Source organism: Streptomyces sp. NPDC002276, assembly GCF_053891435.1.
On record NZ_JBSFCQ010000004.1, the window covers coordinates 213,755 to 229,259 of the forward strand.

Genomic DNA, 15,505 nt, shown 5'->3' on the forward strand with positions numbered 1-15,505 from the left:
CTACTCTCGGTCTGAATATTCGACCGACTGGTCGAACTATCAAACCAGGCTCATGTGGGAGCCGCAGCCCCAGTCACCATGGAGCGCAAATGAGCGAATCTTCGAAGCCGGCGGTCCAGGACCGGGTCGACGTCCTCGTCATCGGGGCCGGCGTCACCGGCATCTACCAGCTGTACACCGCCCGCGAGGCGGGCTTCTCGGTGCGGCTCCTCGAAGCGGGCACGGGTGTGGGCGGCACCTGGTACTGGAACCGCTACCCCGAGGCGCGCTTCGACTCCGAGAGCTACACCTACGGCTACCTCTTCTCGAAGGAGCTGTGGGAGGAGTGGGAGTGGTCGGAGCGGTTCGCGGGCCAGCCCGAGATCGAGCGCTACTTCAACCACGTCGTCGACAAGTTCGACCTGCGGCAAGACATCCGCACCGGCGTCAAGGTGACCTCGGCCGTCTTCGACGAGCCCTCCGGCACCTGGACCGTCCGGGGCAGCGACGGCACCGAGGTCAGGGCCCGCTACGTCGTCGCGGCCACCGGCAACCTCTCCGTGCCGTTCATCCCGGGCATCCCCGGCCGCGAGGACTTCCGCGGCGAGCAGCACCACACCTCGCGCTGGCCGAAGACGCCCATCGACTTCACCGGCAAGCGGGTCGCCCAGATCGGCACCGGCTCCAGCGGGGTGCAGATCATCTCCGCGATCGCCGACGACGTAGCGCAGTTGACGGTGTATCAGAAGGACGCGGACTGGCTCACGCCGCTCAACAACGGGCCGATCACCGCGGAGGAACAGGCGGAGCTGAAGGCCAACTACGAGTCCATCCGCGACACGTTGAACACCTCGCCCAGCGGCTTCCTGCACCAGATCGTCATGCGCTCCGGCCTCGACGACAGCCCGGAGGACCGCCAGGCGTTCTACGAGGAGCGTTGGAACGGTCCAGGCTTCACGAAGCTGACCGAGCACTACATGGACATGCTGTCGAACGAGACCGTCAACGCGGAGTGGTGCGCGTTCATGGCCGACAAGATCCGCAGCATCGTCAAGGACCCCGAGACCGCCGACAAGTTGATCCCCAAGGGGCACGGCTACGGCGGGCGTCGGCCTCCCTTCGGCACCGGCTACTACGAGACGTACAACAAGCCGAACGTCTCCCTCGTCGACATCAACACGACGCCGATCACCCGCATCACCGAGGACGGCATCGAAACCGCCGACGGTGTCGAGGAGTTCGACATCATCATCTGGGCCACCGGCTACGACTTCGGCACCGGCGCCCTCAACAGGCTCGGCGTACAAGGCCGTCAGGGTCTGTCGCTCAAGGAGTACTGGTCGGACGGCCCGCGCACCTACCTCGGTGTCGCCACGGCCGGCTTCCCCAACTTCTTCTTCCCCGGCGGCCCGCACGGCGCGACCGGCAACAACCCGCGCTACGCCGGCGACCAGGTGGAGATCATCACCGACGCCATCGTCCACGCGCGCGACCACGGCTACGACGTCGTCGAGGTCACCGAGGCCGCCGAGGAGGAGTGGACGGACAGCATGAACAACAGCAAGATGTCCTCCTTCCTGGAGAGCAGCTACTTCTACGGCGGCAACATCCCCGGCAAGCCGGTCAAGCAGCTCCTCAACCCGACGGGGCGGTGGGCGCTCCAGGAGGCGATCAACACCGTCAAGCAGAACGAGTTCCCGACCTTCGTGCTCACCAAGGCCGAGGCTCCGGACGCCTGAACGCCCCGACGCCCGTGCCGCCCTGGACGTGGGCGGCACGGGCGTCGGGGTCCGTGCGGTGCGGTCGGCCGGACTACGGCAGGAAGGTCGTCGTCCGGTACTGGAAGCGCCACTCGCCCTCGTGCCGGCGCAGGACGTCGTCGTAGCGCCCGACCAGCTCCACGGACCAGCCGGCGTCACCGCGTCCGAAGAACGCGAGGTTGCTGGTGGCGGTCACCTCGTCGTCGGTCGCGGAGGTGACGACGGTGTTGGCCACCAGGTGCAACTGCGGCTTCTGGGGCTTGAAGCCGCCGAAGCCCTGCCGGATCGCCTCCCGGCCCTCGAACTTGGCCATGCCGACGATCTCGGCGACGCCGTCGGGGGTGAACAGGGCGGCGACGTCGTCGGGGCGGTCGGCGTCCAGGGCCTGGGCGTAGGCGGCGATGGCGGTCTGCACGGCCGCGGTGACGGACGGGTCGATCGAGGTGGTCATCTCACTCCAAGGTCGGGAAGTCTCAAGTGGGCTGAGGGGCAAGGCCGTCACGCCTGGTACGTGGTCTTCCTGCGGTGCAGCAGCCAGGTGCCGTCCTGGCGGCGCAGGGTGTCGTCGTAGTGCCCGACCACGCCGATCGCCCAGCCCGCCTCGCCGCGCTGGAGGAAGACCACGTCGCTCAGCGCGCGGGCCTCGTCCTCGCCCGTGGACGTCACGACGGTGTTGGTCACCAGGTGGAGCTGCGGCTGGACCGGCTCCCATCCCTTGAAGGCCGCGTGGATCGCGTCGCGCCCCTCGACCGGGTCCATGCCCGGTATCTCCAGGACGGCGTCGGGCGTGTACAGCACGGCGAGGTCGTCGGTGCGGCCGGCGTCCTGGGCCTGGGTGTGCGCGCCGAGCACGGCCCGTACGCCCGCCACGACCCACGCCTGTGTGGATTCGCTCATTCTTCGCTCCAAGGTCAGGGTGTTTCGACCACTCAGTCTATTGATGAGTCGAAGATAAAGGGAGGGGGGTGCGCCGGATTCGTTGACCGATCGGTACAATCACAAATAACATGCGGGCGGCTGGTCAACGGGGACTGCCGCCGAAGGAGGCGTGAACATGACGAAGCGTTGGAAGCAGCGTCCGCCGGGCTCGACGTGGGGCGATTGGGGCGATGACGACGAACTGGGTCGCATCAACCTGCTCACCCCCGAGAAGGTGCTCCAGGGGGTCCGCGAGGTCGAGCACGGCATCAGCTTCAGCCTGAGCCTGCCGCTCGACTATCCGGGCGGGAGCGAGCTGAACCAGCGACGCTACCCTCCGATCCTGCGGCCCACCGAGGACCTCGAACACAAGCAGGACGTCTTCTACAACATCAAGGCGCGCGAGCACTTCTCGCCGCACCTCAGGGACGTCTGGTCCGACGACGTGGTGACCCTCTGGCTCCAGTACTCGACCCAGTGGGACGCACTCGCCCACCAGGGCCAGGAGTTCGACGCCGACGGTGACGGCGTCGAGGAGGCCGTCTACTACAACGGCTACCGTGCGGACACCGACATCGTCGGACCGCAGGAGGACGCCAAGGGCGACGGCAGCGGCACCCTCGGCTTCGCCCGCCACCTGGGCCTTGAGCACATGGCGGAGCACGGGGTCCAGGGCCGGGGCGTCCTGATCGACCTCGCCCACCACCTGGGCAACACCTGGCAGCCGGTCAACCTGAAGACCCTTCAGGAGATCATGGCGGCGGACAACATCGTCGTCGAACCCGGCGACATGCTCCTCCTGCACACCGGCTTCGACACCGCCGTGATGGCCTGGGGCAAGAACCCCGACCCCGTGGGCATCCACACCACGGCCTCCTACCTCGACGCGTTCGACCCGGCGCTGCTGGAGTGGATCGCCGACTCGCAGATCTCGGCGCTGATCTCGGACAACTACGCCGTCGAGGGCGTGGGCGTCGGCCCCGAGGACAACACCCCGCACTCGCTGCTCCCGATCCACAACCTCTGCCTCTTCAAACTGGGCGTCCCGCTGGGCGAGTTGTGGTACCTGGAGAAGCTGGCGGCCTGGCTCCGCGAGCACGACCGCAGCCGCTTCCTGCTCACCGCGCCCCCGCTCAACCTGCCCGGCACCCAGGGCAGTCCGCTGACACCGGTCGCGACCGTCTGACCGCCTGACAGCCGCTACGACGGGAAGGGCCCCCAGAGATTCTGGGGGCCCTTCCCGTGCGCCTCGTCATACCGCGGCGATCCGCCGTACCGTGTCCGCGATCGTGTCCCGCGACGGCAGCCAGACGTGCTCCAACGAGGGCGCGTACGGCGCCGGGACGGACGGCGGGGCCACGCGCGTGACCGGGGCGTCCAGGTGCCAGAAGCCCTCGTCGACGGCCATCGCGGAGAGTTCCGCGCCGACGCCGAAGTCCCGTACCGCCTCGTGCGCGATGACCAGGCGGTTGGTCTTGGCGAGGGAGGCGAGGACCGTCTCGCGGTCCAGCGGGGCGATCGTGCGCAGGTCGATCACCTCGACGCTGATGCCCTCGCCCGCGAGCAACTCCGCGGCGGCCAGGGCGTCCTGGACCATCCGCGACCAGGAGACCAGGGTGATGTCGGTGCCTTCGCGGATCACCTTCGCCTTGCCCAGCGGGATCAGATGGTCGGCCGGGGGCTTGGGGCCCTTGAGGCCGTACTGGAGCCGGTTCTCGACGAAGACCACCGGGTTGGGGTCCTGGATCGCGGCGCGCAACAGGCCATACGTGTCAGCGGGGTTGGACGGCATCACGACCGTCAGGCCGGGGATGTGCGCGAGGATGGCCTCCAGGCTCTGCGAGTGCTGGCTGCCCGAGGAGCGGCCCGCGCCGAACTGGGTGCGCACGACCAGCGGCATGGAGGCCCGGCCACCGGTCATGAAGCGGAGTTTGGCGGCCTGGTTGAGGAGCATGTCGAGGCAGACGCCGATGAAGTCCATGTACATGATCTCGACCACGGGCTTCATCCCGGCCATGGCCGCCCCCACCGCCGTACCGACGATGGCGCTCTCGCTGATCGGCGTGTCCCGCACCCGGCCGGGGAAGGCCTGCGCGAGTCCCCGGGTGAGCCCGAAGACGTTGCCGCCCGCGCCGACGTCGATGCCGGCCACGAACACGCTCGGATCGGCGGTCAGTTCATGCTCCAGGGCCAGTCGTACGGCGTCCATGGAGCGGAAGATCTCGGCGTCGGCCGGGAGCGGCGCGGGCTCGGGGAGGGGGAGGCGAGGAGCCGAGACGTAGTCGTGCAGGGTCTCGGGGGCCGGTTCCGGCAGGCTCCGCGCCCAGTCGATCGCCGCCTCGATCTCCTTGTCGATCTCCTCGTCCACGGCGTCGGCCGCCGCCTTGTCCAACTGGCGGCGGGCGATCAGCAGCGGGTCGCGCTCCTTGGCGGCGGCGACCTCCTCGGCGGGGCGGTAGCGCTCGGGGTCGCCCTCGTAGTGGCCGTGCCAGCGGTAGGTCTCGGCTTCGAGCAGGACCGGACCGCCGCCCGCGCGCAGCCGCGCGACCAGCCCTGTCATGGTCTGCGCCACCGCCAACACGTCGTTGCCGTCCACGTATTGGTACTCGATGCCGTATCCGGCGGCGCGCGCGGAGAGCGGCGCGCGGTGCTGCTCGGACTCGGGGGAGAACTCGGAGTAGTGGTTGTTCTCACAGAGGAAGACCACCGGCAGATCCCATACGGCGGCCAGGTTCACGGCCTCGTGGAACATGCCCTGGGCCACCGCCCCGTCCCCGAAGAACGCCACCACCACGTCACCGGCCGCCCGCAGTTTCGCGGCGGTCGCGACCCCGGCGGCGATCGGGAGGCCCGCGCCGACGATGCCGTTCGCGCCGTAGATCCCGAGACCGGGGTCCGCGATGTGCATCGAGCCGCCGCGGCCGTGGCAGGTGCCCGCGTCCTTGCCCATCAGCTCGGCCATCATCGACGCCGAGTCCAGGCCCTTCGCCAGGACGTGGCCGTGGCCGCGGTGCGTGGAGGTGATGCCGTCGCGCGCGCCGAGCGGCCAGCAGGCGCCGACGGCGCTCGCCTCCTGGCCGATCGACAGATGCAGGAAGCCCGGGATCTCCGTCGCCTTGTAGAGGTCGGAGGCCCGCTCCTCGAAGCGGCGGATGCGGCGCATCCGCCGGTACATCTCCAGGAGCTGGTCCGTCCGTGCGGTGCCGGTGGCGGTTCCGATGTGGTGCGATGCCTGAGTCATACGGTCCTCGCTTTAATGTACCGTTTGGTCTAGCAAACTAGAGCGACGTCCCCGGGGCCGCTTCCCCCAGGCGTGCCGCAGCGCGGCGCCTGTGCGGGCCCGGGACAACACGCACGTCGTCACAGCCAGGGGAGAGAAGACATGCCACGACCGCCGGGTCATGGGCCGGGCTTCGAAGTCAGACGCCAGAAGATCATCGACACCGCGGCGTCCCTGTTCGCGCAACAGGGCTACGCGGCGACCTCCATCAACGACCTGGGCCGCGCGGTCGGGCTCGCCAAGGGTGCCCTGTACTACTACATCGGCTCCAAGGAGAACCTGCTCATCGAGATCCAGTCGCGGGTGCTCGGCCCGCTGCTGGCCCGCGCCAAGGAGATCGCGGCCCTCGACGAGGTGCCGCTGCTGCGGCTGCGGCTGCTGTCCGAGTCGCTGCTGACGATCATCTTCCGCCGGCTCGACCACATCTGGGTCTACGAGCACGACTACCGCAGCCTCAGCGGCGACGAGCTGGAGATCGTGCTGCGGCAGCGCGCCGACTTCGAGCACCTGATCACCGGCCTGCTCACCGAGGCCGTCGAGGAGGGCAGCTTCCGCGCGGTCGAACCGCACCTGGCCACCCTCCAGTTCCTCAACCTGCACAACCACACCTACCAGTGGGTGCGGCCGGGCGGCAGCTGGGACGCCGCGTTCCTGTCGGGCGAGTACTGCTCGACCCTGTTCCGCGGTTTCGCCGCGAACGTCGGCGAGCTGCCCGATGTCGAGGCGCTGGCCGTCGAGTTCAAGCGGGCCAGGCCCGAACTGCCCCTGGATCCCGAGGCGTTGTGGGAGTCGGAGGCGGTCTCCGTCGCGAGCTGACCGGATCCGCGGTGCGCCGCCGCTTCGGCGCACCGCGGGACCCGTCGCCTCACGCGCCCTTGACGAGGGCCTTGGCGATGACATTGCGCTGGATCTCGTTCGTGCCCTCGCCGATCTCCAGGATCTTGGCGTCGGCGTAGAAACGGGAGATCTCCGACTCGCGTACGTACCCGTAGCCGCCGTGGATCTGAACCGCCTGCGAGGCGGCCCGGTTGGCGACCTCCGAGGCGTACAGCTTGGCCATCGCGGCCTCCGTGCTGTGCGGGCGGCCCTGGTCGGCCAGCCACGCGGCGCGGTACACCATCCAGCGGGCCGCCTGGTACTCCGTACCGATGTCGGCGATCTTGTGCGCCACGGCCTGGAAGTCGGAGAGCGGACGCCCGAACTGGTGCCGTTCCTTGGCGTGTTTGATCGCGAGGGCCAGTGCCGCCTTGGCCAGCGACAGTCCCAGCGCCGCCACGCTGATCCGGCCGCCGTCGAGCACGGACAGGAACTGCTTGAGCCCGTTGCCCTCCTCGCCGATCAGATGGTCGTCGGAGACCCAGCAGTCGGTGAACACCAACTCCCTTGTGTCCATGGCGTGCCAGCCCAGCTTCTTCAGCTTCGCGCCGACCGTGTAACCGGGCGTCCCGGTCGGCACGTAGAAGGTCGCGTAGCCCTTGCGGCCGTCCGCGCCCTTGCCGGTCGTGGCCAGCAGGGTGACGCCCTGGCTGATGTCGGTGCCCGCGTTGGTGATGAACATCTTCGTGCCGTTGATCACCCAACCCCCGTCCGCCCGGCGGGCGGTGGTCGCGATACCGGCCGCGTCGGAGCCCGCGTCCGGCTCGGTCAGCCCGAACGCGCCGATCGCCTCGCCCTTCGCCAGCGGGGTCAGCCAGCGCCGCTTCTGCTCCTCGGTGCCGTACGCGAGCAACGGCAGCGTGCCGATCGTCGAGTGCGCGTTCCACGAGGAGGCCACCGACTGGTCGGCGGCGCCGAGTTCCTCCATCACCGCGACATAGGTGACCGTGTCCGAGCCCGCCCCGCCGTACTCCTCCGGCACGAGCATGCCCATCAGGCCGAGTTCGCCCAGCTTGGTGAAGATCTTGGTGGGGAAGATCTCGTTCTCGGACCACTCGGCCGCGTGGGGCGTGATCTCGTTGGCCGCGAACTCGCGGACCATGTCCTGGAGAGCGAGGGTCTCCTCGGGCAGGTCGAAGTCCATGTCACAGTCCCTTCGGGGTCAGCAGCACCTTCAGGTGCTTGGCCCGGTCGGCCGCCAGGTCCTCGAAGACACCGGCTCCTCCCGAGAGCGGAAAACGGCCGGTGATCAGGGCGGAGGCATCCAGACGTCCGGTGCTCATCAGATCGATCACGCGCGGGATGTCGAAGTTGTAGCCGAGCGTGCCGACCACCGACCGCTCGTAGAACACGAGTTGGCCCATGTCGAACTCGACGCTGCCGTGTCCGACGCCGGCCAGTACGACCCGTCCGCCACGCCTGACGATCGACACGGCCTGGCCCGCGAGGGCGGGCACGCCGGTCGCGTCGATGACGACGTCCGGGCCGATGCGGTTCGTTCGCACGAACACCTCGCGCCGTACGTCCACCGCGCGCGGGTCGAAGGCCTCGGTGACGCCGATGCCGAGCAGCATCTCGCGGCGGCCCGCGAGGGGTTCGCTCACGAACAGGCCCGCGGCGCCCGCGATTTGGGCGGCGAGGACGACTGCCACGCCGATCGGGCCGCCGCCGACCACGAGAACGTTGTCGCCCGGCTTGACCCCGGCACGTGTCACCGCGTGCAGGCCTACCGCCAACGGCTCCGCCACGGCGGCGAGTTCGTCGCTCACGTTGTCCGGGAGGCGGGTCAGGCCGGCCAGCGGGACGGTGACGCGTTCCGCGAAGCCGCCGGGGGAGGCGAGGCCCACGGAGCCGCTCTTGGGGCAGATGTGGTACTCGCCGCGCGTGCACCAGAAGCAGGTGCCGCAGCGCCAGACGGGGTCTGCGGTGACGCGGTCGCCGATGTTGATGCCGGGTACCGGTGTGCCCAACGCGGTTACTGTGCCGCTGAGTTCGTGGCCGAGGGCCAGGGGTGGCTTGGTGCCGGTGAGAGGGTGGGGGCCCTCCCGGATCATGTGGGGGCCTTCTAGGTATTCGTGGAGGTCTGTGCCGCAGACTCCGCACCAGGACACTTCTACGACGGCCTCGTGCGGGGCTGGGTCCGGTGGTTCGGGTACTTCTTCGAGACGTAGGTCTTGTGCACCGTGCCAGACGAGTGCCTCCATGCTTTCCGCCCCTTTCATGTCGTGTTTTGGGTGCCGGCCGGTGGGGGCTGGTCGCGCAGTTCCCCGCGCCCCTTGGGTGACTTGCGGCTCAGGAAGTTGTGGAGTCCCGTGGTTGCGTCCTCCGTGGCGAACACGCCCGTGAACAGGGACCGTTCGAGCGCGAGCCCCGCTGCCATGCCTGCGTCCGTGCCGTGGTCCACTGCCTCTTTGATCGCTTCCAGGGCTGCCGGTGGGCCCTCGGACAGTTGGCGGGCGTAGGTCAGGGCGGCTTCCCAAACGGAGCCCGGCGGGACGACCTCGTCCACCAATCCCAGCCGTAGCGCCTCGTCCGCCTTCACCCTGCGGCCGGTCATCAGGAGGTTCTTCGCGCGGGACGGGCCGATCAGGCGGGCGAGGCGTTGCGTGCCACCCGAACCCGGCATGATGCCCAACTGGACCTCCGGCTGGGCGAAGACCGCGTCCTCCGCCGCCACCCGGTAGTCCGCGGCCAGGGCCAGTTCCATACCGCCGCCGAGGGCGTAGCCGGTGACCGCCGCGATCACCGGCATGGGGAGGCGGGACACCTCGTCGAACGTGCGTTGCAACGCGCGGTTCCAGCCACGTATCTCCTCCGGGCCCATCGCGGCCAGGGCCTTGATGTCGGCGCCCGCGGCGAAGAGCCGTTCGCCGCCGTAGAGGACCACGGCCCGTACCGCGGGGGAGTCGGCCAGCTCGCGTACGCGGGCGGACAGCTCCTCCCTCTGGAGGGAGTCGAAGGCGTTCATCGGCGGGTTGTCGAGGCGGAGTGTGACCACTGGTCCTTCGGTGTCCAGCCGGATGCGTGGCACGTGGGAACCCTCCTCGTCAGCAGAAGCGGCGGAAGCGGCGGCACCTGCGCCCGGGTGGTTGTCGATGCGCACGTGCCGTCGTAAAGTGCGGCTCATAAGGTTTTATAGACCAAGGGGTACACTAAATTATGTGAGTGGGCAACCGACCGGTCGGGATCCGGTTTGCCCCATGAGCCGTGGTCGAGCCGTGTTCAGCGCCGAACACCACAGAGCGAGAGTGAGCCGTGCACAATTTCGCGAGCATCCTCGATTACCACCTGGCGCAGCGGCCCGAGGCCGTCGCCGTCGTCCAGGACGAGCGTTCTCTGACCGTCCGTCAACTGCACGAGCGGGTGAACCAGTTGGCGGCCGGCCTGGCGGAGCTGGGCGTCGGGCGCGGCGATGTCGTAGGTCTGCTGCTCTACAACCAGCCCGAATTCCTGGAGCTGGTGTACGCCACCAACCGGCTCGGCGCGGTGTTCCTGCCGCTCAACTACCGCCTCTCCGAAGAGGAATGGCAGTACATCCTGGGGCATGCCCAGGCCAAGGTGATCGTCACCGAGCCGGAGTTCGTCCGGGCGGTCGAGCGCAGCGCCGGGTGTCTGACGGATCTGGAGCACCGGGTGCTGATCGCCGGGGGTGAGCCCTCCGAGGAGCCGTGGACCGACTACGAGGAGTTGCTGGCCCGCCACAAGGGGGAGCGGGTGGAGCCCGTGGACGTCGAACTCGACGATCTTCAGCGGCTCATGTACACCTCCGGGACGACGTCTCGGCCCAAGGGCGTTCGGATCACCTACGGCAACCTTGAGGCGAAGAACCTCGCGCACATCGTCCACTTCGGGCTCACGGCGGCGGACACCACGCTGGTGTGCGGGCCGCTCTATCACGTGGGTGGGCTGGACATGCCCGCTCTCGGGGTGCTGCACGCGGGCGGGAGCGTCGTGCTTCAGCGGAAGTTCGATCCGCAGGGTGTGCTGGACGCGATCGAGAAACACCGGGTCACCAATGCGTGGCTGGCGCCCGCCATGGTCAACGCGGTGCTTGAGGTGCCCGACCGCGAGGAGTACGACACCAGTTCCGTGCGCTTCATCCTCGGGGGTGGTGAGAAGACTCCCGAACCGGTGCTGCGGCGCATCATGACCGCCTTCCCCAACGCCTGGTTCGCCGATGCCTACGGGCTGACCGAGACCGTCTCCGGCGACACCTTCCTCGACCGCGAGCACTCGCTGTCCAAGCTCGGGTCGGTCGGGCGGCCCGTGCCGCACACGCGCGTGCGGATCGTCGACGACACGGGCGTCGAGGTTCCGGCCGGTGAGCTGGGCGAGATCACGCTGCGCGGGCCGAAGGTCTTCGCCGGTTATTGGAGAGATGAGAAGGCCACGGCCGCCGCGCTGCGGGACGGCTGGTTCCACACCGGCGACATCGGGCACGTCGACGAGGACGGCTTCCTCTATATCGACGACCGGAAGAAGGACATGATCGTCTCGGGCGGTGAGAACATCGCCACGCCCGAGGTGGAGCGCGTGCTGTACGAGCACCCGGCCGTTCTGGAGGCCGCCGTGGTCGGGCTCAACCATCCCCGGTGGGGTGAAGTGCCGCGCGCCTTCGTGGTGTTCAGGCCCGGCGAGGACGCCGGCGCGGAGGAGCTGCGGGAGTTCTGCCGGGCCCGGCTCGCCAAGTTCAAGGTGCCGGCCCGCTTCGACATCGTCGACGAGCTGCCCCGCACCCCGTCCGGCAAGGTCCTCAAGCGGACCCTGCGCGACATCCCCGCGGAGGGCTGAGCCATGACCGACGTGAGCGACCTGAAAGACGTGAACGCCCAACTCCGGCTCGACGGGCGGACGGTGTGGGTCACGGGCGCGGGGAAGGGGCTGGGCCGGGCGGTCGCCGTCGCGCTGTCCCAGGCGGGTGCCACCGTGGCCGCAACCGCCCGTACCGCCGCGGACCTTGAGAGTCTGGAGGCCGAACTCGCCGCGCACGGCGGCAAGGTGCTGGTGCTGCCCGGTTCGGTCGCCGACTCCACCGTCGTACGGACCATCGTCGAGCGCATCACCGACGACACCGGGCGCCTCGACGCGGTCGTCAACTGCGCCGGTACGAGTCCCCACTTCACCCGCAGCGAGCGCGTCACCGACGAGGACTGGCAACAGGTCATCGACGTCAATCTCCAGGGCACCTTCTACTGCTGCCGCGAGGCCGGCAAGGTGATGCTGGAGCAGCGCTCGGGTTCGATCGTCAACGTCTCCTCGGTGCACGCCCGTACCGGCTTCGAGCGGATCGCCGCCTACGCGGCCAGCAAGGGCGGGGTCGAGGCCCTGACCAAGTCCCTCGCCGTCGAGTGGGCCGACCGGGGCGTTCGCGTCAACGCCCTCGCGCCCGGCTACTTCCACACCGACCTCAGCTCCGGGCTGCTGGCCAGCCGCTGGGGCGAACGCATCGTCGACAGCACGCCGTTGGGCCGCGTCGGCGATGTCGAGGAACTCGGCGGTGCCGCCGTCTTCCTCGCCTCGGACGCCTCGCGCTTCGTCACCGGGACGACGCTCACGGTGGACGGCGGGTGGACCGCGCGGTAGCGCCCGCGGTCACCGCCGCGGGGCGGGCCGCACGGTGAGTGTCTGCTGCGCGTGCCCGACCGGGCCGTCGACGTCGTGCAGCACGGTGCTGGTGAGGCCCTGCCCGGTCGGCCCGAAGGTCACCGTGGTGTCCAACCCCGTCCAGCCGCCCACGGGTTGGCGGTGCAGATGGACGGTCAGGTCGACGTTCGGGTAGATCCACGCGGTCGGCGGCTGCCATACGGCGATGCCGTTCGCGGTGTCGACCAGGGCGAGGTAGGACGCGAGCGGGCTGCTGGGCTCGCCCGCGACCAGGGTGTGCGGGGTGGAGATCCAGGCCGTCGTGCGGCCCGGCCGGGGCGGCGCGAGCGGTCGTACGTCCACGGAGGCGATGTAGCCGCCGGGCCACAGGGCGGACATCTCCCACCGGTCCAGCTCCTCGGGCGGGGGGAGCCGGTCGGCGGGGCCGCCCGCGACGGCGGAGGTGTCCAGCGTCGCCAGGTACCAGGCGCGGGCCCGCACCACCGGCCGGTCGGCGACCCGCACCACGGCCTCGACCAGCTCGATCGTCCGGCCGGGCCGCAGGGTCTCCACCCGGATCTCGCACTCGTCGAGGGCGAGCCGCCCCAGGATGTCGTAGCTGATCCGGGACATGACCAGACCGGTGTCCGGCCCGGCGGCCCGCTCCCGCTCGACGGCGTGGGCGACCAGCCCGCCGAGCGGGCTGAAGTGCAGCTCGTCCGGGTCCCAGGCGCCGCCCGCGTGGACCGTGGGCTTGTAGCGGTGCTCGTCGGTGCGGACGTAGTAGCTGTCGGGGACCGGGGTGCCGGTGTTCAACGGACGTTTCTCCTTGCCGGGGCGCGGGCCGCCGAGCGGGCCCGCACGAACGATGCTGTCTACACCTACACGGTACGGACTCGGCCCGGAACGGCGTTTCACTTCATGGCAGGTTCCCCTGCCGACGCGTAACGTGACGCAGCATGAAGATCCTCATCAGCGCCGACATGGAGGGTGCCACCGGCGTCACCTGGCCCGCCGACGTGTTGCCGGGGACACCGCAGTGGGAGCGGTGCCGTTCGCTGTTCACCTCGGACGTGAACGCCGCCGTCCTCGGCTTCTACGACGGCGGCGCCGACGAGGTGCTCGTCAACGAGGCGCACTGGACGATGCGCAACCTGCTCCTCGAACGGCTCGACGAGCGGACGCAGTTGCTCACCGGGCGGCACAAGTCGCTGTCCATGGTGGAGGGCGTGCAGCACGGCGACGTCGACGGCATCGCCTTCGTCGGCTACCACGCGGGCGCCGGCATGGAGGGCGTCCTAGCCCACACCTACCTCGCCAACTCGATCACCGGCGTGTGGCTGAACGACGTCCGCGCGAGCGAGGGACTGCTCAACGCGCATGTCGTCGCCGAGTACGGGGTACCGGTGATCCTGGTCACGGGTGACGACGTGGCCTGCGAGGACGCCCTCGGGTACGCGCCCGGGGCACTGAAGGTCGCCGTCAAGGACCATGTGTCGCGGTACGCGGCCGTGTGCCGGACACCGGCCAGGACGGCCGCCGACATCCGCGCGGCGGCGAAGGAGGCGGCGAAGCTGGCGGTCCGTCAGGAACCGGTGCGGGGCGGGCCGTTCACCGTCGCCCTCGAATTCGACGCCGAGCACCTGGCCATGGCCGCCACCGTCGTGCCCGGTGTCGAGCGGGTCGGGGAGCGGAAGGTGGCGTACACCGGCGACACCATGTACGAGGGGATCCGAACCTTCAAGGCGGTCACCACGATCGTCTCGGCCGCGGTGGAGGAGCAGTATGGCTGACATCGACGCGCGGGCCCTGGACGAGGTCGTCACCTTCACCTCGGACCTCATCCGCATCGACACGACCAACCGGGGCGGCGGCGACTGCCGGGAGCGCCCCGCCGCCGAGTACGCCGCCGAACGACTGGCTGGCGCGGGCCTCGAACCCACCCTCTTGGAACGCTCCAAGGGCCGCACCAACGTCGTCGCCCGCATCGAGGGCACCGACCCGTCGGCGGACGCGCTGCTCGTCCACGGCCACCTCGACGTCGTACCGGCGCAGGCCGAGGACTGGACCGTGCACCCCTTCTCCGGCGAGATCCGCGACGGCGTCGTGTGGGGGCGCGGCGCGGTCGACATGAAGAACATGGACGCGATGATCCTCGCCGTCGTCCGCGCCTGGGCGAGAGCGGGCGTACGGCCGCGCCGCGATCTCGTCATCGCGTTCACCGCCGACGAGGAGGCCAGCGCCGAGGACGGCGCGGGCTTTCTCGCCGACCGGCACCCCGGGCTCTTCGAGGGCTGCACCGAAGGCATCAGCGAATCAGGGGCGTTCACCTTCCACGACGGCGGCGGCCGGGAGATCTACCCCATCGCCGCGGGCGAACGCGGCACCGCCTGGCTCAAGTTGACCGCCCACGGCCGGGCCGGTCACGGCTCCAAGGTCAACCACGAGAACGCCGTGACCCGTCTCGCCGCCGCGATCACCCGCATCGGCGAACACGACTGGCCGCTACGGCTCACCCCGACCGTCCGCGCGGCCCTCACCGAACTCGCCGCCCTGTACGGCATCGACCCCGAACTGGATGCCGCCGACGGAATCGACGGCCTGCTCGCCAAGCTCGGCCCGGTGGCGAAGCTCGTCGAGCCCGTCGTCCGCAACAGTGCCAACCCGACCATGCTGAACGCCGGTTACAAGGTCAACGTGATCCCGGGCGAGGCCGTGGCCCATGTCGACGGACGGTATCTGCCGGGCGGCGAGGACGAGTTCCGCACCACCCTGGACCGGCTCACCGGACCCGACGTCGACTGGGAGTTCCACCACCGCGAGGTCGCCCTCCAGGCCCCGGTCGACTCACCGACGTACGCCCGAATGCGGGCCGCCGTCGAGGAGTTCGCGCCCGAGGGGCATGTGGTGCCGTACTGCATGTCCGGCGGCACCGACGCCAAACAGTTCTCCCGCCTCGGCATCACCGGCTACGGCTTCGCACCCCTGAAGCTCCCCGAGGGCTTCGACTACCAGGCGCTGTTCCACGGAGTCGACGAACGGGTCCCCGTCGACGCACTCCACTTCGGCGTCCGTGTACTGGACCGCTTCCTGCGAATGGCCTAGCAAG

The 15,505-nt window shown here is 69.6% G+C and carries 14 protein-coding genes; 7 read left to right on the forward strand and 7 right to left on the reverse strand.

Annotation, left to right across the window (positions count from 1 at the left end; translation table 11 throughout):
• Positions 1 to 89: 89 nt before the first annotated feature.
• Positions 90 to 1,718 carry a flavin-containing monooxygenase gene (locus tag ACWIHT_RS12990; protein ID WP_456167420.1) on the forward strand — a complete coding sequence of 543 codons (1,629 nt, stop codon included), beginning with the start codon at positions 90 to 92 and terminating at the stop codon, positions 1,716 to 1,718.
• A 73-nt stretch (positions 1,719 to 1,791) separates the two neighbouring features.
• Here the strand turns inward: ACWIHT_RS12990 and ACWIHT_RS12995 are convergent, their stop codons facing one another.
• Both ACWIHT_RS12995 and ACWIHT_RS13000 read right to left on the reverse strand, forming a co-directional pair.
• Positions 1,792 to 2,190 (reverse strand): nuclear transport factor 2 family protein, encoded by a 399-nt coding sequence (locus ACWIHT_RS12995; RefSeq protein ID WP_456167422.1) that lies wholly within the window; start codon positions 2,188 to 2,190, stop codon positions 1,792 to 1,794.
• A gap of 47 nt (positions 2,191 to 2,237) precedes the next feature.
• Positions 2,238 to 2,636 carry a nuclear transport factor 2 family protein gene (locus ACWIHT_RS13000; RefSeq protein ID WP_456167424.1) on the reverse strand — a complete coding sequence of 133 codons (399 nt, stop codon included), beginning with the start codon at positions 2,634 to 2,636 and terminating at the stop codon, positions 2,238 to 2,240.
• Between the two features lie 157 nt (positions 2,637 to 2,793).
• Between ACWIHT_RS13000 and ACWIHT_RS13005 the strand changes: the two genes are divergently transcribed.
• On the forward strand, positions 2,794 to 3,843 hold the full coding sequence (locus tag ACWIHT_RS13005) for a cyclase family protein (protein ID WP_456167426.1): 1,050 nt from the start codon (positions 2,794 to 2,796) through the stop codon (positions 3,841 to 3,843).
• 66 nt (positions 3,844 to 3,909) lie between these two features.
• Here the strand turns inward: ACWIHT_RS13005 and ACWIHT_RS13010 are convergent, their stop codons facing one another.
• Positions 3,910 to 5,898 carry an alpha-ketoacid dehydrogenase subunit alpha/beta gene (locus ACWIHT_RS13010; RefSeq protein WP_456167428.1) on the reverse strand — a complete coding sequence of 663 codons (1,989 nt, stop codon included), beginning with the start codon at positions 5,896 to 5,898 and terminating at the stop codon, positions 3,910 to 3,912.
• 141 nt (positions 5,899 to 6,039) lie between these two features.
• Between ACWIHT_RS13010 and ACWIHT_RS13015 the strand changes: the two genes are divergently transcribed.
• A complete protein-coding gene (locus ACWIHT_RS13015; RefSeq protein ID WP_456167430.1) occupies positions 6,040 to 6,753 on the forward strand; it encodes a TetR family transcriptional regulator in 714 nt (237 codons plus the stop codon).
• Between the two features lie 49 nt (positions 6,754 to 6,802).
• Here ACWIHT_RS13015 and ACWIHT_RS13020 read toward each other — a convergent pair whose 3' ends face one another.
• From ACWIHT_RS13020 to ACWIHT_RS13030, 3 genes are read right to left on the reverse strand one after another with little or no spacing between them, the layout of a single operon-like run.
• Positions 6,803 to 7,957, reverse strand: coding sequence for an acyl-CoA dehydrogenase family protein (locus ACWIHT_RS13020; protein WP_456167432.1), 1,155 nt, complete (start codon positions 7,955 to 7,957; stop codon positions 6,803 to 6,805).
• Between the two features lies 1 nt (position 7,958).
• Entirely contained in the window at positions 7,959 to 9,035 is a 1,077-nt protein-coding gene (locus tag ACWIHT_RS13025; RefSeq protein WP_456167434.1) for a 2,3-butanediol dehydrogenase, read from the reverse strand.
• Complete coding sequence (locus ACWIHT_RS13030; protein ID WP_456168011.1) at positions 9,032 to 9,835, reverse strand: enoyl-CoA hydratase/isomerase family protein; 804 nt, start codon at positions 9,833 to 9,835, stop codon at positions 9,032 to 9,034. Before ACWIHT_RS13030 ends, ACWIHT_RS13025 begins: the two co-directional genes overlap by 4 nt.
• A 233-nt stretch (positions 9,836 to 10,068) precedes the next feature.
• On the opposite strand from ACWIHT_RS13030, the gene ACWIHT_RS13035 reads away from it, so the two are divergent.
• Both ACWIHT_RS13035 and ACWIHT_RS13040 read left to right on the forward strand, forming a co-directional pair.
• A complete protein-coding gene (locus ACWIHT_RS13035) occupies positions 10,069 to 11,604 on the forward strand; it encodes an acyl-CoA synthetase (RefSeq protein ID WP_456167436.1) in 1,536 nt (511 codons plus the stop codon).
• 3 nt (positions 11,605 to 11,607) lie between these two features.
• Positions 11,608 to 12,396, forward strand: coding sequence for an SDR family NAD(P)-dependent oxidoreductase (locus ACWIHT_RS13040; RefSeq protein WP_456167438.1), 789 nt, complete (start codon positions 11,608 to 11,610; stop codon positions 12,394 to 12,396).
• A 9-nt stretch (positions 12,397 to 12,405) separates the two neighbouring features.
• On the opposite strand, the gene ACWIHT_RS13045 is transcribed toward ACWIHT_RS13040, so the two are convergent.
• Complete coding sequence (locus ACWIHT_RS13045; RefSeq protein ID WP_456167440.1) at positions 12,406 to 13,212, reverse strand: thioesterase family protein; 807 nt, start codon at positions 13,210 to 13,212, stop codon at positions 12,406 to 12,408.
• 143 nt (positions 13,213 to 13,355) lie between these two features.
• On the opposite strand from ACWIHT_RS13045, the gene ACWIHT_RS13050 reads away from it, so the two are divergent.
• On the forward strand, positions 13,356 to 14,189 hold the full coding sequence (locus tag ACWIHT_RS13050; RefSeq protein WP_381255686.1) for a M55 family metallopeptidase: 834 nt from the start codon (positions 13,356 to 13,358) through the stop codon (positions 14,187 to 14,189).
• Positions 14,182 to 15,501 (forward strand): M20/M25/M40 family metallo-hydrolase, encoded by a 1,320-nt coding sequence (locus tag ACWIHT_RS13055; protein WP_456167442.1) that lies wholly within the window; start codon positions 14,182 to 14,184, stop codon positions 15,499 to 15,501. The genes ACWIHT_RS13050 and ACWIHT_RS13055 overlap by 8 nt, the downstream gene beginning before the upstream one ends.
• Positions 15,502 to 15,505 lie beyond the last annotated feature (4 nt).